Consider the following 22,277-nt stretch of genomic DNA (forward strand, 5'->3'; position numbering starts at 1 on the left):
ACCGGAGAGTGCGATGCCCCCCACCCTGCATAAAGTCGCGCGTTTCGCGGATCTGTCCGCCGGGCGCGGCACGCGCGTGTGCGTCAAGAGCGAAGACAAGGACGCGAAGGACATTCCGATCCTCCTCGTGCGCGACGGAGAGAATGTGCGCGCGTACACCGCCAAATGCCCGCATGCGGGCGGGCCGCTCGACGAAGGCGCGATTTGCAACGGACGCATCGTGTGTCCGTGGCACAAAGGCACGTTCGATGTCGGCGACGGCAGTCTCGTCGAGCCGCCGCCTTTGAAGGCGTTGACGCGCTATGAAGCGATGCTCAAGGACGGCGATGTGTATGTGTCCGCGCAACCCGTGGAGAGCGGCGACGTATCGCAGAAGCAGATCAACGATAGCCGGACCATGCTCATCGTGGGCGCGGGCGCGGCGGGCGCGGCCGCTTGTTCGGCGTTGCGCGAAGCCGGTTTCGGCGGACGCATCGTGTTGGTCGGCGGCGACGCGCGCGAGCCGTACGATCGCACCTCGCTCAGCAAGTTCACGCTCGCGGGCGACATGCCACCCGACGACGTTCCGCCCCTGCTCGACGACGATTTCTTCGCGAAGCACGACATCGAACGCAACGAATCGCCTGCCGTTCATCTCGACGCGAAGAACCGGCGCGTCGAACTCGCAAACGGGCACAAGATCGATTACGACGCCGCGCTCGTCTGCACCGGCGGCGTGCCGAAGCCGCTCACGACGCCCGGCGCAAACCTCGCGCATGTACATCTGCTGCGCACTCGCGACGATGCGCGTGCGATCCTCGGATCGCTCGAACAGCACAAGCGCGCGGTGATCGTCGGGGCGAGTTTCATCGGGCTCGAGGCGGCTTCATGTCTGAGGAAGCGAAACGTCGACGTGACCATCGTCGCGCCGGGCAAGGTGCCGTTCGCGAAGCAATTCGGCGAGCGCATCGGCGAGATGTTCAGAAAGCTGCACGAGAAGAACGGTGTGACGTTTCATATGAATGCACGCGTAAGCACTTTGAGGGGCGGCAACGCGGTGAGCGAAGTGACCCTCGATTCCGGCGAGAAGATCGCAGCCGATGTCGTGCTCGCGGGCACGGGCGTCGATCCCGCCACGTCGTTTCTTGCGGACGTCGAGCTCGCGGACGATGGCGGCATCGATGTGGACACGTCCATGCTCGCCGCGCCCGCGCTCTATGCCGCCGGCGATATCGCGCGCTTTCCGTTGCCGCGCTCGGACCAGCGCGTGCGCATCGAGCATTGGCGTGTCGCGCAGCAACATGCGCGCGTCGCCGCGTACAACATGGCGGGCAGCGCACGCACGTATGTCGGCGTTCCTTACTTCTGGACCTATCACTACGAGAAGACCTTCGACTATCTTGGACATGTCAGCGAGCCCGACAGCATCGAAATAGACGGCGATCTCGAAGCGCAGCATTTCATCGCGTATCTGATGAAGGATGGACGCGTGGGCGCGGTGGTCGCGTGCGAACACGACGCCGCCGTGTGCCGTCTCGCCGAAGCGATGCGCGAGCCGCTCACGCTCGAAGACGCACGTCGCATCGCCAACGCCTGAGCGCGCGAACATGGCCACGAAACGCGCCGATATCGACCCGCAACAGACGCCCGCATCGCTCGACGAATGCCGGCGTTGCGCGCTCTGGGAACACGCGACGCAAGCGGTGCCGGGCAACGGTCCGCGTCATGCGCCGATCATGATCGTCGGCGAGCAGCCGGGCGATCAGGAAGACTTGCAGGGCAAGCCGTTCGTCGGGCCTGCCGGCGCGATGCTCGATCGCGCGCTCGAAGAAGCGGGCGTCGCGCGCAAGGAGGTGTATGTAACGAACGCGGTCAAGCACTTCAAGTGGGAACCGCGCGGCAAGCGGCGTCTGCACAAGACGCCTGCGCAGCGCGAGATCGATGCCTGCCATTACTGGCTCGATCGCGAGACAGGCGATGTTGCGCCGAAAGTGATCGTCGCGCTCGGCTCGACTGCGCTCAAGTCCGTGTTGCGCGATTCGAAGGCGACCCTGCAGGCCTCGATGGGGCACGCGCTCGAACACGAGGGACATGCGATCGTCGCGACCTATCATCCTTCGTTCGCGTTGCGCGCGCCCGATCCGGAGACACGCGAGCGTGCATACAAGGCAATCGTCGAAGCGTTGCGCGATGCACATCGGCTCGTCGCGCGTCATCGGAAATAGCGTTGAGGGAATGACTATGACAACGAGCGCAAAGTCAGCAGCGAAAAAGAAGAATAGCGGCAAGCGGCCCAGCACGCGCCAGCGGCATTCGCTTGCGAGCGTCCGCAAGAAGCCGGAGCGCACGACGCATCGCTGGTCGCATCATGTGATGGAAACGAGCGATGCAATGGATATTCAGCGCGACATCTTCAAGACCGGCAACGCGCAGGAAATCGCCGATTCGCTCAAGCGCTCGTCGACGCGCAGCACCCGCCGCAAGGGCTCGCCGTTTCAATCGGCAATGTCGATGCTGAACTTCTACATCAATCGCGCGGGGCGCAATCTGCCGAAGTCGCGCAAGAGCACGCTGGAACGCGCGAAAACACGCTTGCGCGAAGCGTTCGGACGCAAGCCCTGAAACGTCCGCGGGGCCTCGTCGGAACGAGGCCGCGCGCGTTGCGTGGCTACCGCTTCTCCATGAAGATCAGGGTTGCCGCTGACCGCCCTGATGCTGTGGCAACGGCTGATTCTGCTGCTGCTGACCGCTCTGCTGATCCTGTTGCGGTTGCCCCGGCGACCGGTCTTGCTGGCCGTGCTGCTTGGGCGTCGATGGCTGATTGCCCGTTTGCTTTTGATTTCCGCTCATGAAGCCCTCCTGGCTAAGTCATCGCGTAGGTTAAAAGCCGCGGCTTGCGCCGCACGATAATGCGAGCATCGCGCGTACCAGAACGGACGTCCGCATGATGCGGACGCTTCGCAACGTCACGAGGAACGTCTCTTGCTCCCGCTAAAAGACGATGCGACCCGCTCAAAGGAGACAGCAATGGCGCAAGAACCTCCTCTCAATCCCGGCGATGAAGCCGAGCCCGGCGCGCCCGGTACCGGCGAAGACATCTGTCCGGACTGCAACGGCTCGGGCAAGCTCGAAGGCGCCGACTGCAAGACGTGCGGCGGAACGGGCAAGGTGACGCAAGGCATCGGCGGCGGTTGAATCGACGTTTCAGGAGTCACGTTTGAAAACGCATCCGAGCCATCTGGCAGGCACGGTCGCGCTCGCGTTGTTGCTCGCGAGCGGCGCGGCCATCGCCGACGATTACGCGAACGACTTTGGCCCGAACCCGACGCTGCCCGCACCGCGCAGAGCGATGATGCCGACGGTGAACATCGCGCCTGCCAAACCTTGGGCGCAGGGACAAAAACCCATCGCGCCCGAGGGTTTCGATGTGACCGCGTTCGGCACGGGGCTCGAACATCCGCGCTGGCTTGCGACGCTGCCCAATGGCGACGTGCTCGTCGCCGAAAGCAATGCGCCCGCGAAGCACGACGAAAACGCCGGCATCAAAGGCTTCGTCATGAAGAAGGTGATGAAGCGCGCGGGCGCGGCCGTTCCAAGCCCGGACCGCATCATGCTGCTGCGCGATGCCGATGGCGACGGAATCGCTGAAACGCGCAGCGTGTTCATCGACAAGCTGCATTCGCCGTTCGGCATGGCGCTCGTCGGCGACGATCTCTACGTCGCGGATACCGACGCGATCCTGCGCTTCAAGTACGAAAACGGCACGACGCAAATCACGACGCCGGGCGAGAAGTTCATCGACTTGCCTGCCGGCGATATCAACCATCACTGGACGAAGAACATCATCGCGAGCCGCGACGGAAGGAAGCTCTACGTGACGGTCGGCTCGAACAGCAATGCGGCGGAGAACGGCATCGACGCGGAGAACGGCCGCGCGGCGATCATGGAAGTCGATATCGAATCGAAGCAGTCGCGCCTCTTCGCGAGGGGCTTGCGCAATCCGAACGGCATGGCGTGGCAGCCGCAGAGCGGCGCGCTCTGGACCGTGGTCAACGAGCGCGACGAACTCGGCAACGACCTCGTGCCGGACTATCTGACCTCCGTGAAAGACGGCGCTTTCTATGGCTGGCCATACAGCTATTACGGTCAGCATGTCGATGATCGCGTGAAGCCGCAACGCGCGGATCTCGTGCAATCGGCGATCGCGCCGGACTATGCGATCGGCGCGCACACCGCTTCGCTCGGTCTCGCGTTTTATGACGGCACCGCATTTGCGCAACGCTATCGAAATGGCGCGTTCATCGGTCAGCATGGTTCGTGGAATCGCAAGCCGAGAAGCGGCTACAAGGTGATCTTCGTGCCCTTCGACAATGGCAAGCCTTCAGGACCGCCCGAAGATATTCTGACGGGCTTTCTGTCGTCGGATGGTCATGCGCTCGGCCGTCCTGTCGGCGTGGCGATCGATGGCAAAGGCGCATTGCTCGTCGCCGACGATATCGGCAATACGGTGTGGCGGGTCGCGCCCGCCGCGAAATAAATGGCCGCGCGAAAGTCGGCACGCGGCGCGCCGGGTCTCTTCGCGCTCGCGGAAAAGCAGATCGTCGGGCTTTACGATGCGGGCGTGATGTCGCCTGCGGTGCTGCATCACGTCGTCGCGGCTTACGCGAATAGCAGCATCGACTGGAACGAAGATGGCACGCTGCAAACCGTCGATGGCCATACGGTGCACGAAGCCGTCGTGCTCGTGATGATGCCGGGACGTGCGTTGAAGAACGCACGCAAGGACTTCATCTCCGTGGTCGAGCATCTCGCGGGCGGCGCGCGCGAGATGCAACAGGACGAAGCGCAAGCCGAGGACGACGAAGATCTCCTGACTCAACTGGGCGGCGACCCGTCACCGCCGCGCGCGAAGGCGCGCGCCGCGAAGAAGAACACGGAAGAAGAAGCCGAGCCGAAGCGCGCGGCGTTCAATCCGCTCGTCGGCGCGCGTGCCGTGCGCAAGTAGCGGCATCACGGCACGCGCCTGTCGCGATCAATGCGGCACGCCCGGCGCGATGAGATCGAGCAGATCGTCCATGTCGAATGGCTTCGCGAGAATGGGCACGCCGAGATGCTTCGCGCGTTCGAGTTCATCGGCATAACCCGTCATCAGCACGAGCTTCTGCGATGGCAAACGCGACATGATCTGCTCGGCCAGATCGATGCCGTTCATGCGGCCCGGCATCTGCACATCCGACAACACGAGATCGAATCCATAACCTTCGCCCAATAGCGCGAACGCGGCATCGGCGCTTTCTTCGTGATGCACCGCGCAGCCGAGCACTTCGAGCACCGCCGTCACGCCCGCCGCGACATCCGCGTTGTCTTCCACGAGCAGCACCGACGTGCCGCGCAACGGCTCGTCTTCTTCATCGGATACGGGCACGATCGGCGGCGTCTCGACATCGGGCGGCACATAGGCCTTCGATTCCTTCGGTGCCGGACCATGATGGCGCGGCAAATAGAGGCGCACGGTCGTGCCCGATCCCGCCACGCTCGTGATGCGCGCCGTGCCGCCCGCCTGCTCGCACGCGGCGAGCACCTGCGTGAGGCCGAGGCCCGTGCCCGCGCCGCGCTGCTTCGTCGTGAAGAGCGGCTCGAACGCGCGGCGCTGCACTTGCTCGGTCATGCCTTCGCCGTTGTCGGTGATCGAGACGAGCACGTATTCGCCATCGGGAATATCCGTTTCCGCGCCGCGCACGCGCGCGTTCTGGCAACGGATCAGCACGCGCCCGCCGTGCGGCATCGCATCGCTCGCATTCACCGCGACGTTCACGAGCGCGATCTCCAGTTCGACCCGATCGGCCATGACGCGCCACAGATCGGGCGATAACTCCAGCGTCACCGCGACGGACGGATGCACCGATTTCTTCACGAGATCGAGCACGCTTCGCAGCCAGTCGGCGGGATCGACGAGCTCGCGTTTCAGCGGCTGCTTGCGCGCGACGCTCATCAGCCGCCGCGCGAGCGATTCGGCCCCGGCCGTGGCACGTTCCACCGCGAGCACTTCGCTTTCGACGTCGTTGAAGCGCTTGTGTCGGGCAAGCTCCATGTTCGAGCCGACGACCATCAGCAGATTGTTGAAGTCGTGCGCGACGTTCGCGACGAGATTGCCGAGCGCGCCCATGCGCCGCAATTGCCGGCTCGACGCCTCGACGGAAAGGCGCGTCGCGACTTCGGCCTGCCAGCGTTCCCATGCGGCCTGCTCGGCATTGAGCCGGCGGATCGAGAACAGGATCAGCAGCCACACCGCGATGCACGGCACGAGCGCGATCGTCGCGACGAGCGCAAGGTGATTGCGCCAGCGAGCGAGAACAGCGGAGGCCGCATAGCCCGTCGACACATAGAGCGGATAGTCGCCCACGCGTCTGAACGCGAGCAAGCGATCGACGTGATCGACGGTCGAACGAAGACGCATGCTGCCGTAAAGCTCGTTGTTGCGAAACGCGGCGGTAAAGGGCGTATTGGTCGCGGGTTGCCTGCTCTCCATGGCGGCCGGAAAGCGCGCGAGGATATTGCCGTCGCGCCGATAAAGCCCGATGACGACCGCCTTGTCGCCCGCCGCGAGTTCGCGATAAAAATCGGTGAGGTAGTCGCGCTTCAACGCAATCGACACGACGCCCAGAAACTTCCCGTTTCGGCCGATGCGTCCCATCGTCGTCGTGAAGACATCCGAGCGCGCCACCTTGCCGCGCAAGGGCAACGAAAAGTACGTGACGGGCGCCACCGCACGCGCGGACTGAAAATCGTCGCGATCCTCGATCGATATCGCGGGCGCGGGATACCACCGGCTATTGGCGAGCAGCGCGCCTTTCTCGCCGAACACGGAGATCGCCGCGATTTGCGCGAGCGTGCCGCTCATGTCGTCGAGCGTGCGATGCAGCTCCGCTTCGCGGCTCTTGATGAGCGCGTCGTCGCTATCGCCGAGCAGATCGACGATGCGCGTCTCCAGTTGCTGATTGAGGTCGATCACTTTCAGCGCGTGCTCGTCGGCGACGCGCGTGAGGCGTTCCGTGAGTTCCCGCGCATCGGCGAAGCGGCGCTGATGATCGTAGTAGCCGTAGATGCAAAGGCACGCGACCGGAATGACGATGGATGCGCCCAATACGAGCAGCAGCACCTTGCGCATCGATGCGAAATTGCGGGCAGGCAGCGGCAGATCGAATGTCGCGGTCTCTGTGGAGTCCAAGCGTTGCGTCTCCGAGGAAGTCGACCGGCATATCGTAACCGGCGAGGAGTCGGAGCGGTATGAAGAATGAAGAAAACGCCGGCATTCTCTTTAAACGCGGCGAGCGCATCGGTCGCCGGCGGCCTTTCTTCTCATTTAGCCAGGCGCATGCCTGGCCACTCGTCGCAGGGCTTGTGGACCCGGCGCGAGCGTCGGCTTCAGCCGGCCAATTCGCGATCGGGCGTCGCGGATATGCGATGAATCGCGAGATCGGCGCCATTGAACTCTTCTTCGCGATCGAGCCGCAGGCCCACTGTCATCTTGATGGCGCCATACACGAGCGCACCGCCCGCGAGCGCGAGCACGACGGCGCCCGCCGTGCCGATGAGCTGCGACCCGATCGATACACCGCCGATGCCGCCGAACGCCTTCTGTCCGAACACGCCCGCCGCGATGCCACCCCACGCGCCGCACATGCCGTGCAGCGGCCACACGCCGAGCACGTCGTCGATGCGCCAGCGGTTCTGCACGCAGGTGAACATCTGTACGAAAAGCACGCCCGCGACCGCGCCGACGATCAACGCGCCGAGCGGATGCATCAGGTCCGAGCCCGCGCATACCGCGACGAGACCCGCGAGCGGCCCGTTATACGTGAAGCCCGGATCGTTGCGGCCCGCGAACCATGCGGCGAGCGTGCCGCCGACCATCGCCATCAGCGAGTTGACGGCGACGAGGCCGCTGATCTTGTCGACGGTCTGCGCGCTCATCACATTGAAGCCGAACCAGCCGACCGCAAGCACCCACGCGCCGAGCGCGAGAAACGGAATGCTCGACGGCGGATGCGCGGCGATGCGCCCGTCCTTGTGATAACGCCCGTGACGCGGCCCGAGCAGCAGCACGGCGGGCAACGCGACCCAGCCGCCGAACGCATGCACGACGACCGAGCCGGCGAAATCATGAAACGGCGCGCCGAACGTGTGCGTGAGCCACGCCTGAATGCCGAAACGCTCGTTCCACGCGACGCCTTCCAGTAAGGGATAAATGAAGCCGACGATCACGCAGGTCGCGAACAGTTGCGGATTGAACTTGGAGCGCTCCGCAATGCCGCCCGACACGATCGCCGGAATCGCCGCGGCGAAGGTCAGCAGAAAGAAGAAGCGCACGAGCGCATAGCCGTTGTGCTGCGCGAGGATATCGGCGCTGTGCATGAACTGCACGCCGTACGCGATGTTGTAGCCGATGAAGAAGTACGCAAGCGTCGACACGGCGAAGTCCACGAGGATCTTCACGAGCGCATTCACTTGATTCTCGCGGCGGACGGTTCCGAGTTCGAGAAAGGCGAAACCTGCGTGCATCGCAAGCACCATCGCGGCGCCTAACAGCAGAAAAAGAGTGTCGGTTCCGGATTGGAGTGCCTGCATGATTCGAGCGATTGGTCTGAAAGAGGCGCACGTTTTGCAAGTTCCGGGCCAAGTTGGCGCAGACGGCATCCAAACGGTGCAGACGCTTTGCGCAGCGCGGATTGGCATGGTGCAACGGGCCGCGACGCTGACCTTTTCGGTGCGCCCGATCTTGGTGCAGTGCCCCGTTGCATGGCATTGAATGCACCGCGCAAGAGCCAAATATTTCGATGCGAAGGGACGCCGTAGGCTTATCGCAAGCATGCGATGCGATGCACGTTCGCGTTGCGCGGCGAGTATTCTGAAGACTGGTCGCGTGCAAAACGGAGTGGCCATGACCTCACGCATCGAACGATTTGGCGAGCACGTACGCATGGAATCGCATGAGCGCGATCCGCGTGTCGTCACGGTCGTGCTCGATCGGCCCGCGCGTCGCAATGCCGTCGATCGTTCCATGGCCGACGCATTGCGAGAGGCGTTCGAGCGCTTCGATGCCGACGATGCGTTATCCGTCGCCGTGCTATGGGGCGCGGGCGGCACGTTCTGCGCGGGCGCTGATCTGTCCGCACTCAACGATGACGCGCGCCGCAACGAGATCCATGCCGACGGCAGCGGCCCCGGCCCGATGGGACCGACGCGGCTCACGCTGCACAAACCCGTGATCGCCGCCATCGCCGGTCATGCGGTCGCGGGCGGACTCGAGCTTGCCGCGTGGTGCGACCTGCGCGTCGTCGAGGAACGCGCGGTGCTGGGCGTGTTCTGCAGACGCGTCGGCGTGCCGCTCATCGATGGCGGCACGATACGGCTGCCGCGTCTCATCGGCATGTCGCGCGCGCTCGATCTGATCCTCACTGGCCGCGCCGTCGATGCTGACGAAGCGCTCGCTATCGGCCTTGCGAATCGCATTGCGCCGGCGGGCGAAGCGCGCAATGTCGCCGAAGCGCTCGCATGCGAAGTGGCCGCGCTGCCGCAGGCCGCGTTGCGCGCCGACTTATGCTCCGCGCACGACAACGCATTCGATGCCGACCTGGGCCGCGCCTTGCAGCGCGAAGGCGCGAGCGGATATCGCGCGGTGTTCGATGAAGGTCTCGAAGGCGCGACGCGTTTCATCGCAAGACATCGGGACTGAAAGGACGAGCGACATGAACTCAGTGTTCGAGAACCGTAGGGAAGCGGGCCGCGAGCTCGCGCAGCATCTCGGCGCGTATGCGGACCGTGACGACGTCACCGTGCTCGCATTGCCGCGCGGTGGCGTGCCCGTGGCATACGAAGTCGCACGTGCATTGCGGGCACGGCTCGATGTGCTCGTCGTGCGCAAGCTCGGCGTGCCGGTGCAGCCGGAACTCGCGATGGGCGCGATCGCATCCGGCGATGCGTTCTTTCTCGACGAGCGCATCGTGGAATATGCAGGCGTCGGGAAAGACGAACTCGATCGCGTGATCGCGATGGAGCGCGCCGAGCTCGAGCGGCGCGAGGCGCTGTATCGCGGCGACATGCCGCCGCTCGATATGAACGGACGCGTGGCGATCGTCGTCGATGACGGCATGGCGACCGGCGCAACGATGAAGGCCGCGGCGATGTCCTTGCGTCATGCGCGCCCGTCGAAGATCGTCGCGGCGCTGCCCGTTGCGCCGCTCGATTCGGAAGCGCGCGTGGAAGATATCGTCGATGAATTCGTCTGCGTGATGCGGCCGCATCGATACTTCGGCGTCGGGCAGTTCTACATCGACTTCGATCAGACGAGCGACGACGAAGTGCGCGAGTTGCTCGATGCGGCCCGCAAGGATGTTTAGCGCAGCCAGGGCGCGTCGTGCGATTCCTGCGTCTTGCCGTATTTTTCACGCGCGGCCTTCAACGACTGCTTCTCGATGACGCCTTCGTCCACGAGCGATTTCAGCGCGGCGATGACGATCGATACGCGATCCACTTCGAAGAACTCACGCAACGATTGACGCGTATCGCTGCGGCCGAAGCCATCGGTGCCGAGCGTGACGTAACGGCGCGGCACATACGCGCGAATCAGTTCGGGCACCGCGCGCACATAGTCCGTCGCCGCGATCACCGGCCCGCGCGATGATTCGAGCGCGCGCGTGACGAAGGGCACGCTCGCATCGTCGTCGGAGAGGCGCGCCGCGCGCTCGCATGACGCGCCATCGCGATGAAGCTCCGTGAAGCTCGTCACGCTCCACACGGCGGCGTCGATGTTCCAGTCGTCTTTGAGCATCATGCGCGCGGCGATCGCTTCGTTGAGGATCGCGCCCGAGCCGAGCAATTGCACTTGCGCATTGGCATCGCCGCCGATGCGATAGATGCCGCGCAAAATGCCTTCGCGCGTGGACGCATTCAGCGCACTGCCGGGCGCGGAAGGCTGCGCGTAGTTTTCATTCGTCACCGTGATGTAATAGAACACGTCGTTCTGGCGTTCCATCATCTCCTGCATGCCTTCATCGACGATAGCCGCGACTTCGTACGCGAACGCGGGATCGTAAGCGCGGCAGTTCGGAACCGTCGATGCAGAGAGATGGCTCGTGCCGTCCTGATGCTGCAAGCCTTCGCCGCCGAGCGTCGTGCGGCCCGCCGTCGCGCCGATGAGAAAACCACGCGAACGCTGATCCGCGGCCGCGAAAATCAGATCGCCGATGCGCTGAAAACCGAACATCGAGTAATAGATGTAGAACGGCAGCATCGGCAGATCGTGCACGCTGTATGAAGTCGCCGCCGCGATCCACGACGACACCGCGCCCGCCTCCGAAATGCCTTCTTCGAGAATCTGCCCGCGCGTGTCCTCGCGGTAATAGAGCATCGAGCCCATGTCTTCCGGCTCGTATAACTGGCCGAGCGGCGAATAGATGCCCACTTGCCTGAAGAGATTCGCCATGCCGAACGTGCGCGCCTCGTCCGCGACGACAGGGACGACGCGCGGTCCGAGCGTCATGTCCTTCAGCAAGCTGCCGAGCATGCGGACGAAAGCCATCGTCGTGGACATTTCCTTCGCTGATGCGTCGAGCGCGAACTGGCCCCACGTAGCGAGCGCGGGCGGCGTGATGCCAAGCGAAGCCTTCGCGCGCCGTCGCGGCAGATAACCGCCCAACGCCGCACGACGCTCGTGCAGATAGCGCATTTCGGGCGCGTCATCCGCGGGCTTGTAGAACTTGAGCTGCTCGACATCGTTATCGGAGAGCGGCAGGCGGAAACGATCGCGGAACTGCTTGAGATCGTCGAGATCGAGCTTTTTCTGTTGATGCGTCGTCATGCGGCCCTGCCCCACCGCGCCCATGCCGAAGCCCTTCATCGTCTTCGCGAGAATCACCGTCGGCTGGCCCTTGTGCGAAAGCGCCTTCGCATAAGCGGCGTGGAGCTTGCGCACGTCGTGACCGCCACGGCGCAAACGGTCGATATCTTCATCCGACATATGCGCGACGAGCGCCGCGAGTTCCGGATTCTGCCCGAAGAAGCGCTCGCGGTTATAGCGGCCGTCATTCGCCGAGAAAGTCTGGAATTGGCCGTCGACGGTATGCGCAAATGCGCGCAGCAATGCATTGGAGCGATCGCGCGCGAACAGCGCGTCCCAGTCCGAGCCCCACAAGACCTTGATGACGTTCCAGCCCGCGCCGGTGAATTGCGCTTCGAGTTCATCGACGATGCGCCCGTTGCTGCGCACAGGGCCATCGAGCCGCTGCAGATTGCAGTTGATGACGAACACGAGGTTATCGAGCTGCTCGCGCGCTGCGAGCGACAGCGCGCCGATCGATTCCGGCTCGTCCATTTCGCCATCGCCGAAGAAGCCCCAGACCTTGCGGCCTTCCGTGTTCTTGAGATTGCGGTTCTGCAAATAGCGCATGAAGCGCGCTTGATAAATGGAATTGATAGGACCGATGCCCATCGACCCAGTGGGGAACTGCCAGAAATCCGGCATCAGCCAGGGATGCGGATAAGAGCACAAGCCCGGTCCCGCGATCTCGCGCCGATAATGCTTCAGATGTTCTTCGCCGAGAAAGCCTTCGAGAAACGCGCGCGCATAGACGCCCGGCGACGAATGCGGCTGAAAGTAGACGATATCGCCGCCATGCGTTTCATTCGCGGCTTCAAAGAAGTGATTGAAGCCGACCTCGAAAAGATCCGCCGCCGATGCATAACTTGCGATATGGCCGCCGAGTTCGCCATAAGCCCGATTCGCGCGCACGACCATCGCGAGTGCATTCCAGCGCAACACCGCGGCGAGCTTTTCCTCGATGTCGAGATTGCCGGGATAAGGCTGTTGCTGCGCCACGGGAATCGTATTCGCATAAGGCGTCGCGCGCGCCCGCGCCGATTCGACGCCCACCGACAGCGCGTGCTCCGCGAGCCGGTCGAAAAGATACTGCGCGCGATCCTTGCCTACGTGTTCGACGACCGCATCGAGCGCCTCCAGCCATTCGGCGGTCTCGCCGGGATCGATGTCCTCGCGTCCCTTGGCAATGGAAAGAAGCTGGGTGGTACCGCTCGACAAGTCCGTCATGGCGCGACTCCGCGTTGGCTAGAGAATACGCTCAAGCATATCCATTGATGCGCAGAATGTGCGTCTCATTTGGCTGCCTTCTCGCTTTGCTGTAGTGTATTTATTCTTCGGAAACGCCAAAAACCGGAATCTTTCGACTATGACAGCACACTCGAAGCAGCGCCTCGACCGCATCGACATCGGCATATTGAATGAGCTACAGCAAAACGCGCGCATCACCAATTCGGAACTCGCCCGCGCCGTCAATCTTTCGCCGACGCCCTGCTTCAACCGCGTGCGCGCGCTGGAGAAGGCGGGCCTTTTCAAGCAGCACGTCACCTTGCTGAATCCGGAAGCGCTCGGGCTTTCCATCAACGTCTTCATTCAGGTCAGTCTGGAAAAGCAGATCAAGGATGCGCTTGCGCGTTTCGAGCAAGCGATCAGCGAGCGGCCCGAAGTGATGGAGTGTTATCTGATGACGGGCGATGCCGATTACCTGTTGCGCGTCGTATTGCCCGACGTCGCCGCGCTGGAGCGCTTCATCCTGGAACGGCTCACGCAGATGCCAGGCGTTTCCAACATTCGTTCGAGCTTTGCGCTCAAACAGGTGCGCTATAAAACCGCGCTGCCGTTGCCCGCCTCGGGATTGACCCTGCCCGATCAGAATGCCGACGAGGCAGAATGGACCTGATGGATAGTGCAACGAGCGGTCGATCCTTCCGACAGCACTAAACATTCCTGTAATTCTTGCGATGACGCGGTGCATCGCCTATAACTCGTGTGGCCTGTGCGGCATGTTTTCCCGGCTTGACGTGTTCTCCGACGAATTACCACGCACGCGAGAAAGACATGAACATCGAAACCGTACGTGTATTCATCATGACGCGCGGCGTCGATTTCGCGATCATGGTGATCGGCGCGATCGCGCTGTGGATCATCGGGCGCTGGCTGATCGGTTTCGTCACGAGCACGATGCGCAAGCTTCTTTCGCGCAACGGCCGCGTCGATCCCACGCTCGCGCATTATCTCGGCTCCATCGTCGGCGTCATTCTCAATCTGCTGCTCGTACTCGCGATTCTGCAGATTTTTGGCGTGCAGACGACGTCTTTCGCGGCGTTGCTCGCGGGTCTCGGTCTCGCTATCGGCACGGCATGGGGCGGGCTGCTCGCGCACTTCGCGGCAGGCGTGTTCATGCAGGTGTTGCGGCCCTTCAAAGTGGGCGATTTCGTGACCGCGGGCGGCGTGACCGGCACCGTCACTGAGCTTGGTCTTTTCGGCACGACCATCACGACGCCCGACAACGTCGCGGCCATCATCGGCAACAACAAGATCTTCTCCGACACGATCTGGAATTTCAGCTTGCTGCCGCATCGGCGCGTCGAACTGAGCGCGAAGATCGCGAATGGCGTCGATCCGCTCGATGCCATCGCGCGTCTGAAGGAAGCCGTCGCGAAGATACCGAACGTGGCGACCACGCCGCCGCCCGATGTCGAAGTGCTGTCGTTCACGCCGGAAGGACCGCTTCTGTGCGTGCGGCCTTACACCAATACCAACGACTATTGGCAGGTCTATTTCGACACCAATCGCGCGATCATCGAAACGTTCAGGCAAGCCGGCTATCCGACGCCGGAAACGCCGCTCGTGCGCCGCGTCGTCAACTGATTTTCACGCGCGAATGCTGAACTAGAATGAGTGGAACCGGCGTGCCTTGCGCCGGATCACCGGTCGCGCGCGGGAGGATGCCATGCCGACTTATCAATACCGTTGTCAGGATTGCGGCGAGACCTTCGAGCACGCGGAGCACATCGTCGAGCATGCAACGGTGCAACTCAAATGCCCGAAGTGCGGCAGCGAGAAGGTCGCGCACGCACCGGCGCCGTTCGTCGCGAAGACCACGAAGAAAAGCTGAACTTCAAGCCGCGCGAAACCGCACTTCGTGCGACGGCAGGCCGCCCAGACGTTGCGCGACGTGATCGATGAACGCGCGCAAGCGCGGCGCTTCGTGACGGCTCGGCGGCCATAGAATCTGAAACACGCCTTCCGTACGCATGTGTGCGCCGAGCACCGCGCGCAGCATGCCGCCGTCCATCGCGCTCTTCGCGACGAAATCCGGCACGCACGCGAGCCCCAATCCGGAGATGCAGGCTGCGAGCACGGCTTCCATGTCGTTGAACGTGAGCGTCGCGTGCGGATCGATTGCGAACGTGTGATCGTCACGCGCGAAACGCCAGGGCTCGGGACGGCCGCTCGCCGGAGAACGGAAGCGGATGCACGCATGGCCATCGAGATCGCCGGGCGTCGCGGGCTCGCCATGACCCGCGAAGTATGCGGGCGAGCCAATCACGACCGGACCGTATTGCGTGAGCGGGCGCGCGAGCAATTGCGAATCGGCGAGACGCCCTGTGCGGATCACCGCGTCATACCCTTCCTGCGTGACATCGACTACGCGATCGCTGAATTCGATATCCAGTTCGATGTCCGGATAGCGCCGCCTGAAGTCCGGCACGAGCGGCATCAATAGCCGCGTGCCGAGCGACGGCGCGCTGATGCGCAGGCGTCCGCGCGGCGACGACGTCGAATGGAACAGCTCGTTCTCTGCTTCTTCGAGATCGGCGAGCATGCGTTTGCAGCGCGCGAAGAAACGTGCGCCTTCGTGCGTGAGGCCGATCCTGCGCGTCGTGCGATTGAGCAGTTGCACGCCGAGCTTCGCTTCGAGCCGCATCACGCTCTTGCCTACTGCCGAAGCCGACAATCCGAGCGCGCGCCCTGCCGCGACGAAGCTGCCCGACTCGGCGGCGCGCACGAACGCGACCATGCCGGAAAGACTTTCTGTCGATGGAGGCGCCCCGGACGAAGTCGCCGTGAGAGACCCGTGCGAAGCCTGCGATGGAACGGTGGTCATATTCATGTTCTGGCGAAAAAGAAGGCGCGACGGATTGCGCCTGTCTTCTGCAAGAACGTGCGTGATGCCGATTTATTCCCGACTTACCCGCGCTCTCGTGTAGTGCGGCGCGTCAGCCGTTCAGTTCCTCGTGCAGCGCGACGTATTCCTGCGCGAGCTTGTGACGCGGTTCGAGATAAATCATCGGCCGCGCGTGCTGATGGCTCTCGCGGATTTTCACGGAGAGCGACAGATGCGAATTGAGCACAGGCAAATCTTCGCCGCGTAGTTCCTCGACGAGTTGCTGGGGCAGGCTTGCGCGCGGCTGGAACTGATTGATGACGATGCCTTCGACGCTCAGATCCGGATTGTGATCGTGGCGGATCTCCTGCACGTTATCGAGCACCGAATAGAGCGCGCGGCGCGAGAAGTCGTCGCAATCGAATGGAATCAGACAGCGCTCCACGGCGATCAATGCGGAGCGCGTGAAGAAGTTGAGCGCGGGCGGCGTGTCGATATAGACGGCGTCGTAGTGTTGCAGTCCCTTCAATGCGTCACGCAGCTTATAGATCTTGTAGCGCGATTCGAGCTTGCTTTGCAGCGCTTCGAGATTCGGATGCGACGGCACGATGTCGAGATTCTCGAATGGCGTTGCATGAATGAAGGACTCGAACGCCGGTTCGCGAAAGCTATAGCTCAATGCGGATTCGAAGAAGCTTGCGAGATTCGGCTGTGCATCGCGGGCTTGTTCGCCTAGCAGGTACTGGCTTGCATTGCCCTGCGGATCGAGGTCGATGACGAGTGTGCGCAGGCCCCGGGAAGCGCTGATCGCGGCGAGATTGCAGACGATGGTGGACTTGCCTACGCCACCCTTTTGATTGAAGACCACACGGCGCATCGGTTTTTCTTCCTGGGTTTGTGAACGCTCGTTTCTTTGTGCGTTCTGGCTGGGGTTGAGCGGTTCCAGGGATGTGATCTTATCGCATCAATATGGTTGCGGTTTTTGGCTTTGGGTTTTTGTTCGCTTGTTCGGGAGGTGTCGCTGGATCCCGTATTCGTGTCGGTCTATTAGCACTGCCCCTGTGCTAATAGACCACTAATAAAACGGGATCCGGCGAAAGCGAAAAAATCAAGGAAAAGCCGGAATCGTAGGATCGGCCCCTTCGACATCGGCCTCCGGATGATGACTCTTCACCAGCGCCTCGATCTCCTCGACACGATCCTTCGGCACATCGACCATCATCAGCAATTCGCCATCGTCGATCGCCTGCTCGAACCGCCGCAAGCGCGTATTGGGAATGCCCACGCCGATCATCGTCGCGGCCCATGCGCCGAAGCCCATGCTCGCCAGCGTCATGCAAACGACCGCGCCGCCGGCAATCGTCAAACCCGCAGGCGGAAATGCCATCGCAACAAGTCCGGCGAGCGCGCCCGTCACGCCTCCTGCAGCCGTTCCGCGAGCAAGCGCAGGCAAGAGATCGGTGCGTTGAACGAGTGTCGCTTGAGGCAAATCCTCCAGCGGTTCATGAGGCCGCGCAAGCACATGGATATGCCGCCATTCGATTCGCTTCAGCAGCAATTCGTCGATGATCCCCTTCGCGCTCGCCACACTCGGCAGCAGAAAATAGATGCGCCTCATCTCGCACCTCCATATCGGAGCGTCATGAATCCAATATAGACGACGCGCACAGGAACGCTTTTCAACACGCACGAAGCAAGTCACCGTGCTTGGGTATCACCATGCAGGCAGCGCACGCTTATGCGAGTATCTCCGGATTCGTTCGAACGATTCGCATTCGGAAAAGGAGCAGCATGACGCACATGAACACCCCTTCGTGGCAGGACGTAATCATGCAAACCGAACGCGCACTCGCATGCGGCGCACTGCGTTCGTTCGATACCGCGCAAAGCGTGATCGAAGATGGCGGCGTGCGCTTTCTCGTACGACAGGCCGCTAATATCGCGCGCAAGGAGCAGGCATCGAAACTCGCGGCAAAGTCCGCCGCCGATGCCGCGAGCGCATGGCGCGATCCATTCTCGCCATGCGAGGAAGCGCTGCGTGTCGGCGATATCGGCGAGCGGCATTTTCTGTTGCTCAACAAGTTCAACGTGCTCGCGCATCATCTGCTGATCGTGACGACGGACTTCGAGCCGCAAGAGACGCTCATCAGCGAGGACGACTTCGCCGCGCTCTTTGCCTGCCTCGATCGTTTCGATGCACTCGGCTTCTATAACGGCGGCAGCATCGCCGGATCGAGCCAGCCGCACAAGCATCTGCAGATGGTGCCGCTGCCGCTCGATGGTCAGGCATTGCCGATCGAAGCGGCCATCGAAGCGGCGCGCACGAGCGGCATCTTTCGCGTGCCGCAACTCGCGTTCGCGCACGCAGCCGCATGGCTCGACGATGACAGCATCGCCAACGTGCACGCAACCTATCTGCAACTGCTGAACGCGATCGGCGTGCAACCGCTCGATGTCATGGGCGTCGAACATCAAAGCGCGCCTTATAACCTGCTCGTCACGCGTCGATGGATGCTCGCGGTGCCGCGCAGCGTATCGCATGTCGAGGGCGTCGCGGTGAATGCGCTCGGATTCGCCGGCTCGCTCTTCGTTCGCGACGACGCACAGCGCGAGGTCGTCGAAGCGCTGGGTCCGATGAAACTACTTGCAAACGCAACTATCTCTTGAAATCGGCTCCGGCGACCCGCATGTCCGCATCCAGACATCGGGAGTTCAAGGAACATGGGAAGCCGGCCTCAATTCATCGACGATCTTGCGCGCGGGGCGCAGGACGCCGCGCCCTCCACCCCGCTCGACCCCATCGACGCTATCGACGATGGGGCCCTGCTCGACGCCTATTCGCGCACCGTCATCGGCGCGCTGGAGCGCGTGCAGCAAGCAGTCGTGTTCATTTCCGTCGAACGTCAACTGGCCGACGCGCGCGGCGCGCGACGCAGTGTCGGCGGCACGGGCTCGGGATTCATCTTCACGCCCGACGGCTATCTGCTGACCAATAGTCACGTCGTGCACGGCGCGACGCATATCGTCGTCACGCTCGCCGATGGCACGCGCTTCGACGCCGATCTCGTCGGCGACGATCCCGCAAGCGATCTCGCGGTGCTGCGCATCGGCTCGCCGGAGCCGCTGCCGCATGTCGAACTGGGCGACTCGGGCCGCCTTCGCGTAGGACAGATCGCGATCGCGGTAGGCAATCCGCTCGGGCTCGCGCAGACCGTCACGACGGGCGTCGTCTCCGCGCTCGGCCGAACGCTGCGCTCGACTTCGGGCCGCATGATCTATGACGTCATCCAGACCGATGCCGCGCTCAATCCCGGCAACTCGGGCGGGCCGCTCATCAATTCGGCAGGCCAGGTGATCGGCGTGAACACCGCGATCATCGCCGGCGCGCAGGCCATCTCGTTCGCGACCGCGATCGATACGGCGAAGTGGGTCATCATGCAGATCTTCGCGTACGGGCGCGTGCGGCGCGCGTATATCGGCGTGGCGGGTACGACGACGCCGATCTCGCGGCGCGTGCAGCGCTTTTTCGCGCTTCCGTCGGCAAGCGGCGTGCATGTGATGGAGATCGTCAAAGGCAGTCCGGCCGCGCTCGGCGGCCTGCGCACAGGCGATCGGATCGTCGCGGTGGATGACGTCGCCATCGATAGCGTCGACAGTTTGCAGCGCACGCTGGACGCATCGCGCATCGACAGGCCGGTGAAGATCGCGGTGCTGCGCGGCACGCAGAAGCTCGATATCGACGTGACGCCCGTCGAGCAGACGGGCTGACGCGGCGGCGGCGCGTGCCTCGATGCACACGCGCCGCCTCCCGACGCTTCGCTTCACTTCCTGCTGCCGGTCTCCCGCGCCGCTTGTCCCGCGTACCCCGTGTTTCGTGCGCGCGCATCGGCGAAAACATCGGCCAGACGCTCGCGCAGCGCGTCGGCGTCGCGGCGCAACGGCGCGTTCGCCGACGCATCGATCAACGCATCGATACGCCGTTGCCAGTACGCCTGCTGCATGACGGCATGCCGCATCGGCTCCCCGCGTGCTTTCGCCGCCACGCGCTCAAGCTCCGCGATCATCCGGCCGATGTGCGCGAGTTCCTCCTGCGCGAGCTGATCGACGCTCACAGGCTCCTCCTCGTTCCGCGTCTGTCATGGAGCGCGGTTCCATGAATGCTAAACGTCGCAACCTAAGGCTTTATTCCAGCGGCGCAAGGAAACGAAGCGATTCCGCACCCTGGCCCGCGCTTTGCGCTGTTTGCAATGTCTCGACGGCTATGTGCGCTAACGACCGGTCGCGCGTGCGCGGCTCCGGCCTAATGTGGAAGCAGCAGACAGTGTTCGCGCGCACGGGCCGCCCCGTTCGAACGAGCCTGCCCTGTCGGGGAAGGTCCTAGAAAAAGGATTGCCATGACCACGCACAAGAAAAACCAGACGGCGATGCGCCGCGAAGCGTTCCGTTGCACTGGCGCACAACTCGACGCCATCCTGCGATTCGGCGAGGAACGCAAGCTGGAGAATCAGCCGTTGCATATCGTCGTCGCTGAATACTGGCGCTATCAGGCGCACGCGAAAGCCGCCTGATCGTTCGTACTTCTCGCCGGTTTCGAAGCATCGCCCGTGCGGGCCGCGCGGCGCTATGTACCCGCTATTGTCCCGACAGCACCCGCTGCTTCAGCACCCAGATTGCCGTGGGCACTGCGTAGTAAGCGCTGACATTGCCCGTGACGAGCTTGCCCGTCAGTTGAATGCGTGCGTTCTCCGTGGGCGTCGCATCGATGATCTGGACCGCCGACACATTCGTCTGCTGGCGACCGCCTTGTCCTGTGCTCGCGCTCATCACGCACACCGGACGCGACAGCGATAGCACCCACGCGGGCTTGGGGGACGCATCGCCTTCGCGTGCGGCCTGGCGCGTCGCCGTGCCTTCGAGCGTGACGACATCGCCATCGTTATAGCAAGGCGCCGCCGCTGCGGAGCCTGCCATCAGCACGAGCACCCAAGCACAGGCTTTCGCAATCATTCGAACCTCGCGAAGAGCGCGTCGCGTGACGCGCGGATCCGGGAAAGAAGCTCAGTTACTTTAGGTGATCGGCGTTGGGGTCGCAACCTGCGGACGAATGGTCATCCTCGGCGCTCTTTTCAAAACCTTCATTCGGGAACGCGTGTTGCTGCACTTCATCTGACGAATCGAAAGAGCGCGGATCATGACTGCGAAAGACCGCGCATGAAGACATTGCCGGTCCGCGACTCATTCGGACTGACAGAGGGGGCGACGATGAATCAGGTCATAGTTGGTGTGTTCGGATCCTATCGGGACGGACACGACGCGCTTCGCGCATTGCAGCTCGCGGGTTTGCGACGCGACGACGCGCATCTTTATCGGGCCGGACGTGGCGAGAGCGATATCGATGCTCTGCTGCCGCCCGCGCACGACGAGGACGATGCGGAGTACGTCGCTCATGGCGAGCATCAAGGCGTGATCTGCGCGCGCAATCGGTTCGTGCCGCACGAGCCGGTCTCGCCGCGCCCGCCCGCGTCTCATGCCGCCGACGACGCCACGCCACAGCGCACGCTGCTCGTCATCCGCATCAACGATGACATCAAGCCGGGCGCGATCGGCGAAATGCTGCACGAGCACGGCGCGATCGCGGTCAAGGACGCGAGCGGCCACTGGCGCTTCTCGCCGTTCAGGAATCCGGCGGGCGTCTGAGCGCAGCGTTTTGAGTGCATGCCCGGATGAGGCTTGCGAACGACGGACGGCGCTTCGGACTCGGCGCGCTCATCGTCTTCCGATGGGTCGTCGGACGAAGGCTCGTTGGCGAGATCGCGCGCTTCCTGCGCCGCCGCCGCCGCACGCAACGTCCGACAGCGCGCCGAGTGGCGGAACGTCGCGAGCAGGCGAACGACTTCGCGTGTTCTCGTTCTCATTGTTGCCTCCTTCGAAGCAGTTGAGAAACTACTTTAAGTGTAGGCGGCAAATGCTCAGGCGCAAGGCGTTCCATCGAAATAATGTGCGTCGGCGCATGCGCGTTGCATGCGTTTCGGACGCGCATGAAAAAGCCGGACGGATGCTTGCGCACACGTCCGGCTCTTTTCTCACTTTCACGTCACGTTTTACTGCTGCTGCGGATACTGCCTTGCTTCTATTGCTTCTACCGCTTCACTGCTGAAACACCTGTACCTGCTCCGGGGCCGCACGAGCGATCGGGAACGTATCGGCGGCGCTGTAACTGTTGCTCATCGACATGAATGCGATAAGGCTCATCGACATCATGGCGGCCGCAAGGATGATGCGCTTCTTTTGCATGGCTGCTATTCGTTCTCT

The 22,277-nt window shown here is 62.9% G+C and carries 25 protein-coding genes; 15 read left to right on the forward strand and 10 right to left on the reverse strand.

Annotation, left to right across the window (positions count from 1 at the left end; genetic code table 11):
- The first annotated feature begins 13 nt into the window (after nt 1–13).
- The 3 genes from NCR93_RS18225 to NCR93_RS18235 are packed head-to-tail and all read left to right on the forward strand — an operon-like array spanning nt 14 to nt 2,601.
- Nucleotides 14–1,576, forward strand: a complete 1,563-nt coding sequence (locus NCR93_RS18225) for an FAD-dependent oxidoreductase (protein ID WP_250532270.1) — start codon at nt 14–16, stop codon at nt 1,574–1,576.
- A 10-nt stretch (nt 1,577–1,586) separates the two neighbouring features.
- A complete protein-coding gene (locus NCR93_RS18230) occupies nt 1,587–2,204 on the forward strand; it encodes a UdgX family uracil-DNA binding protein (protein WP_008353025.1) in 618 nt (205 codons plus the stop codon).
- A gap of 16 nt (nt 2,205–2,220) precedes the next feature.
- Nucleotides 2,221–2,601, forward strand: a complete 381-nt coding sequence (locus tag NCR93_RS18235) for a DUF3175 domain-containing protein (RefSeq protein ID WP_175979470.1) — start codon at nt 2,221–2,223, stop codon at nt 2,599–2,601.
- Between the two features lie 66 nt (nt 2,602–2,667).
- Here NCR93_RS18235 and NCR93_RS18240 read toward each other — a convergent pair whose 3' ends face one another.
- Nucleotides 2,668–2,829 carry a hypothetical protein gene (locus NCR93_RS18240; RefSeq protein WP_167561849.1) on the reverse strand — a complete coding sequence of 54 codons (162 nt, stop codon included), beginning with the start codon at nt 2,827–2,829 and terminating at the stop codon, nt 2,668–2,670.
- 177 nt (nt 2,830–3,006) lie between these two features.
- Here NCR93_RS18240 and NCR93_RS18245 point away from each other — a divergent pair, with 177 nt between their 5' ends.
- The 3 genes from NCR93_RS18245 to NCR93_RS18255 are packed head-to-tail and all read left to right on the forward strand — an operon-like array spanning nt 3,007 to nt 4,984.
- A complete protein-coding gene (locus NCR93_RS18245; protein WP_175979471.1) occupies nt 3,007–3,174 on the forward strand; it encodes a hypothetical protein in 168 nt (55 codons plus the stop codon).
- 22 nt (nt 3,175–3,196) lie between these two features.
- The gene (locus NCR93_RS18250; protein ID WP_175979472.1) at nt 3,197–4,516 is read left to right on the forward strand and encodes a PQQ-dependent sugar dehydrogenase; all 1,320 of its coding nucleotides are present in this window, start codon (nt 3,197–3,199) and stop codon (nt 4,514–4,516) included.
- On the forward strand, nt 4,517–4,984 hold the full coding sequence (locus NCR93_RS18255; protein WP_175979473.1) for a hypothetical protein: 468 nt from the start codon (nt 4,517–4,519) through the stop codon (nt 4,982–4,984).
- Nucleotides 4,985–5,011: 27 nt separating this feature from the next.
- On the opposite strand, the gene NCR93_RS18260 is transcribed toward NCR93_RS18255, so the two are convergent.
- Together NCR93_RS18260 and NCR93_RS18265 are read right to left on the reverse strand one after the other, a co-directional pair.
- Entirely contained in the window at nt 5,012–7,207 is a 2,196-nt protein-coding gene (locus NCR93_RS18260; protein WP_008353016.1) for a hybrid sensor histidine kinase/response regulator family protein, read from the reverse strand.
- Nucleotides 7,208–7,404: 197 nt separating this feature from the next.
- Nucleotides 7,405–8,607, reverse strand: coding sequence for an ammonium transporter (locus NCR93_RS18265; RefSeq protein ID WP_175979474.1), 1,203 nt, complete (start codon nt 8,605–8,607; stop codon nt 7,405–7,407).
- A 313-nt stretch (nt 8,608–8,920) separates the two neighbouring features.
- On the opposite strand from NCR93_RS18265, the gene NCR93_RS18270 reads away from it, so the two are divergent.
- On the forward strand, nt 8,921–9,715 hold the full coding sequence (locus NCR93_RS18270) for a crotonase/enoyl-CoA hydratase family protein (RefSeq protein WP_175979475.1): 795 nt from the start codon (nt 8,921–8,923) through the stop codon (nt 9,713–9,715).
- 13 nt (nt 9,716–9,728) lie between these two features.
- Nucleotides 9,729–10,379, forward strand: a complete 651-nt coding sequence (locus tag NCR93_RS18275; RefSeq protein ID WP_034471932.1) for a phosphoribosyltransferase — start codon at nt 9,729–9,731, stop codon at nt 10,377–10,379.
- On the opposite strand, the gene mdeB is transcribed toward NCR93_RS18275, so the two are convergent.
- The gene (gene mdeB / locus NCR93_RS18280; protein ID WP_175979476.1) at nt 10,376–13,084 is read right to left on the reverse strand and encodes an alpha-ketoglutarate dehydrogenase; all 2,709 of its coding nucleotides are present in this window, start codon (nt 13,082–13,084) and stop codon (nt 10,376–10,378) included. The genes NCR93_RS18275 and mdeB overlap by 4 nt on opposite strands.
- 139 nt (nt 13,085–13,223) lie before the next feature.
- Here mdeB and NCR93_RS18285 point away from each other — a divergent pair, with 139 nt between their 5' ends.
- From NCR93_RS18285 to NCR93_RS18295, 3 genes are all read left to right on the forward strand, one after another.
- Nucleotides 13,224–13,754 carry an Lrp/AsnC family transcriptional regulator gene (locus tag NCR93_RS18285; protein WP_175979477.1) on the forward strand — a complete coding sequence of 177 codons (531 nt, stop codon included), beginning with the start codon at nt 13,224–13,226 and terminating at the stop codon, nt 13,752–13,754.
- A gap of 158 nt (nt 13,755–13,912) precedes the next feature.
- On the forward strand, nt 13,913–14,725 hold the full coding sequence (locus tag NCR93_RS18290; RefSeq protein ID WP_175979478.1) for a mechanosensitive ion channel family protein: 813 nt from the start codon (nt 13,913–13,915) through the stop codon (nt 14,723–14,725).
- Between the two features lie 82 nt (nt 14,726–14,807).
- Complete coding sequence (locus tag NCR93_RS18295; RefSeq protein WP_008353004.1) at nt 14,808–14,972, forward strand: FmdB family zinc ribbon protein; 165 nt, start codon at nt 14,808–14,810, stop codon at nt 14,970–14,972.
- 3 nt (nt 14,973–14,975) lie between these two features.
- Here the strand turns inward: NCR93_RS18295 and NCR93_RS18300 are convergent, their stop codons facing one another.
- The 3 genes from NCR93_RS18300 to NCR93_RS18310 form a co-directional block, all read right to left on the reverse strand.
- Nucleotides 14,976–15,878 carry a LysR family transcriptional regulator gene (locus tag NCR93_RS18300; protein WP_008353003.1) on the reverse strand — a complete coding sequence of 301 codons (903 nt, stop codon included), beginning with the start codon at nt 15,876–15,878 and terminating at the stop codon, nt 14,976–14,978.
- Between the two features lie 199 nt (nt 15,879–16,077).
- Entirely contained in the window at nt 16,078–16,842 is a 765-nt protein-coding gene (locus NCR93_RS18305) for a ParA family protein (protein ID WP_175979479.1), read from the reverse strand.
- 231 nt (nt 16,843–17,073) lie between these two features.
- Nucleotides 17,074–17,583 carry a DUF1269 domain-containing protein gene (locus NCR93_RS18310; protein ID WP_175979480.1) on the reverse strand — a complete coding sequence of 170 codons (510 nt, stop codon included), beginning with the start codon at nt 17,581–17,583 and terminating at the stop codon, nt 17,074–17,076.
- A gap of 173 nt (nt 17,584–17,756) precedes the next feature.
- Between NCR93_RS18310 and NCR93_RS18315 the strand changes: the two genes are divergently transcribed.
- On the forward strand, nt 17,757–18,632 hold the full coding sequence (locus tag NCR93_RS18315) for an ATP adenylyltransferase family protein (RefSeq protein WP_175979481.1): 876 nt from the start codon (nt 17,757–17,759) through the stop codon (nt 18,630–18,632).
- Nucleotides 18,633–18,686: 54 nt separating this feature from the next.
- On the forward strand, nt 18,687–19,733 hold the full coding sequence (locus NCR93_RS18320) for a S1C family serine protease (RefSeq protein ID WP_008352997.1): 1,047 nt from the start codon (nt 18,687–18,689) through the stop codon (nt 19,731–19,733).
- Nucleotides 19,734–19,786: 53 nt separating this feature from the next.
- On the opposite strand, the gene NCR93_RS18325 is transcribed toward NCR93_RS18320, so the two are convergent.
- Nucleotides 19,787–20,077, reverse strand: coding sequence for a hypothetical protein (locus NCR93_RS18325; protein WP_008352995.1), 291 nt, complete (start codon nt 20,075–20,077; stop codon nt 19,787–19,789).
- A gap of 282 nt (nt 20,078–20,359) precedes the next feature.
- Here NCR93_RS18325 and NCR93_RS18330 point away from each other — a divergent pair, with 282 nt between their 5' ends.
- Nucleotides 20,360–20,533, forward strand: coding sequence for a hypothetical protein (locus NCR93_RS18330; RefSeq protein WP_160172894.1), 174 nt, complete (start codon nt 20,360–20,362; stop codon nt 20,531–20,533).
- Nucleotides 20,534–20,597: 64 nt separating this feature from the next.
- Here NCR93_RS18330 and NCR93_RS18335 read toward each other — a convergent pair whose 3' ends face one another.
- Entirely contained in the window at nt 20,598–20,972 is a 375-nt protein-coding gene (locus NCR93_RS18335) for a hypothetical protein (RefSeq protein WP_175979482.1), read from the reverse strand.
- Nucleotides 20,973–21,227: 255 nt separating this feature from the next.
- Between NCR93_RS18335 and NCR93_RS18340 the strand changes: the two genes are divergently transcribed.
- Complete coding sequence (locus NCR93_RS18340; protein ID WP_008352992.1) at nt 21,228–21,662, forward strand: hypothetical protein; 435 nt, start codon at nt 21,228–21,230, stop codon at nt 21,660–21,662.
- Nucleotides 21,663–22,112: 450 nt separating this feature from the next.
- Here NCR93_RS18340 and NCR93_RS18345 read toward each other — a convergent pair whose 3' ends face one another.
- Entirely contained in the window at nt 22,113–22,259 is a 147-nt protein-coding gene (locus NCR93_RS18345) for a hypothetical protein (RefSeq protein ID WP_160172893.1), read from the reverse strand.
- Nucleotides 22,260–22,277: the final 18 nt, after the last annotated feature.

This window comes from Caballeronia sp. ATUFL_F1_KS39 (assembly GCF_023630985.1).
In the GTDB taxonomy this organism is placed as follows: Bacteria; Pseudomonadota; Gammaproteobacteria; order Burkholderiales; family Burkholderiaceae; genus Caballeronia; species Caballeronia zhejiangensis.

What these genes read in the sequence shown, in the direction of transcription:
- NCR93_RS18225 (WP_250532270.1), top strand. Translation starts at nt 14, where the DNA reads ATGCCCCCCACCCTGCATAAAGTCGCGCGTTTCGCGGATCTGTCCGCC.
- NCR93_RS18230 (WP_008353025.1), top strand. Translation starts at nt 1,587, where the DNA reads ATGGCCACGAAACGCGCCGATATCGACCCGCAACAGACGCCCGCATCG.
- NCR93_RS18235 (WP_175979470.1), top strand. Translation starts at nt 2,221, where the DNA reads ATGACAACGAGCGCAAAGTCAGCAGCGAAAAAGAAGAATAGCGGCAAG.
- NCR93_RS18240 (WP_167561849.1), bottom strand. Translation starts at nt 2,829, where the DNA reads ATGAGCGGAAATCAAAAGCAAACGGGCAATCAGCCATCGACGCCCAAG.
- NCR93_RS18245 (WP_175979471.1), top strand. Translation starts at nt 3,007, where the DNA reads ATGGCGCAAGAACCTCCTCTCAATCCCGGCGATGAAGCCGAGCCCGGC.
- NCR93_RS18255 (WP_175979473.1), top strand. Translation starts at nt 4,517, where the DNA reads ATGGCCGCGCGAAAGTCGGCACGCGGCGCGCCGGGTCTCTTCGCGCTC.
- NCR93_RS18265 (WP_175979474.1), bottom strand. Translation starts at nt 8,607, where the DNA reads ATGCAGGCACTCCAATCCGGAACCGACACTCTTTTTCTGCTGTTAGGC.
- NCR93_RS18270 (WP_175979475.1), top strand. Translation starts at nt 8,921, where the DNA reads ATGACCTCACGCATCGAACGATTTGGCGAGCACGTACGCATGGAATCG.
- NCR93_RS18275 (WP_034471932.1), top strand. Translation starts at nt 9,729, where the DNA reads ATGAACTCAGTGTTCGAGAACCGTAGGGAAGCGGGCCGCGAGCTCGCG.
- mdeB (WP_175979476.1), bottom strand. Translation starts at nt 13,084, where the DNA reads ATGACGGACTTGTCGAGCGGTACCACCCAGCTTCTTTCCATTGCCAAG.
- NCR93_RS18285 (WP_175979477.1), top strand. Translation starts at nt 13,224, where the DNA reads ATGACAGCACACTCGAAGCAGCGCCTCGACCGCATCGACATCGGCATA.
- NCR93_RS18290 (WP_175979478.1), top strand. Translation starts at nt 13,913, where the DNA reads ATGAACATCGAAACCGTACGTGTATTCATCATGACGCGCGGCGTCGAT.
- NCR93_RS18295 (WP_008353004.1), top strand. Translation starts at nt 14,808, where the DNA reads ATGCCGACTTATCAATACCGTTGTCAGGATTGCGGCGAGACCTTCGAG.
- NCR93_RS18300 (WP_008353003.1), bottom strand. Translation starts at nt 15,878, where the DNA reads ATGGTCGCGTTCGTGCGCGCCGCCGAGTCGGGCAGCTTCGTCGCGGCA.
- NCR93_RS18305 (WP_175979479.1), bottom strand. Translation starts at nt 16,842, where the DNA reads ATGCGCCGTGTGGTCTTCAATCAAAAGGGTGGCGTAGGCAAGTCCACC.
- NCR93_RS18310 (WP_175979480.1), bottom strand. Translation starts at nt 17,583, where the DNA reads ATGAGGCGCATCTATTTTCTGCTGCCGAGTGTGGCGAGCGCGAAGGGG.
- NCR93_RS18315 (WP_175979481.1), top strand. Translation starts at nt 17,757, where the DNA reads ATGACGCACATGAACACCCCTTCGTGGCAGGACGTAATCATGCAAACC.
- NCR93_RS18320 (WP_008352997.1), top strand. Translation starts at nt 18,687, where the DNA reads ATGGGAAGCCGGCCTCAATTCATCGACGATCTTGCGCGCGGGGCGCAG.
- NCR93_RS18330 (WP_160172894.1), top strand. Translation starts at nt 20,360, where the DNA reads ATGACCACGCACAAGAAAAACCAGACGGCGATGCGCCGCGAAGCGTTC.
- NCR93_RS18335 (WP_175979482.1), bottom strand. Translation starts at nt 20,972, where the DNA reads ATGATTGCGAAAGCCTGTGCTTGGGTGCTCGTGCTGATGGCAGGCTCC.
- NCR93_RS18340 (WP_008352992.1), top strand. Translation starts at nt 21,228, where the DNA reads ATGAATCAGGTCATAGTTGGTGTGTTCGGATCCTATCGGGACGGACAC.
- NCR93_RS18345 (WP_160172893.1), bottom strand. Translation starts at nt 22,259, where the DNA reads ATGCAAAAGAAGCGCATCATCCTTGCGGCCGCCATGATGTCGATGAGC.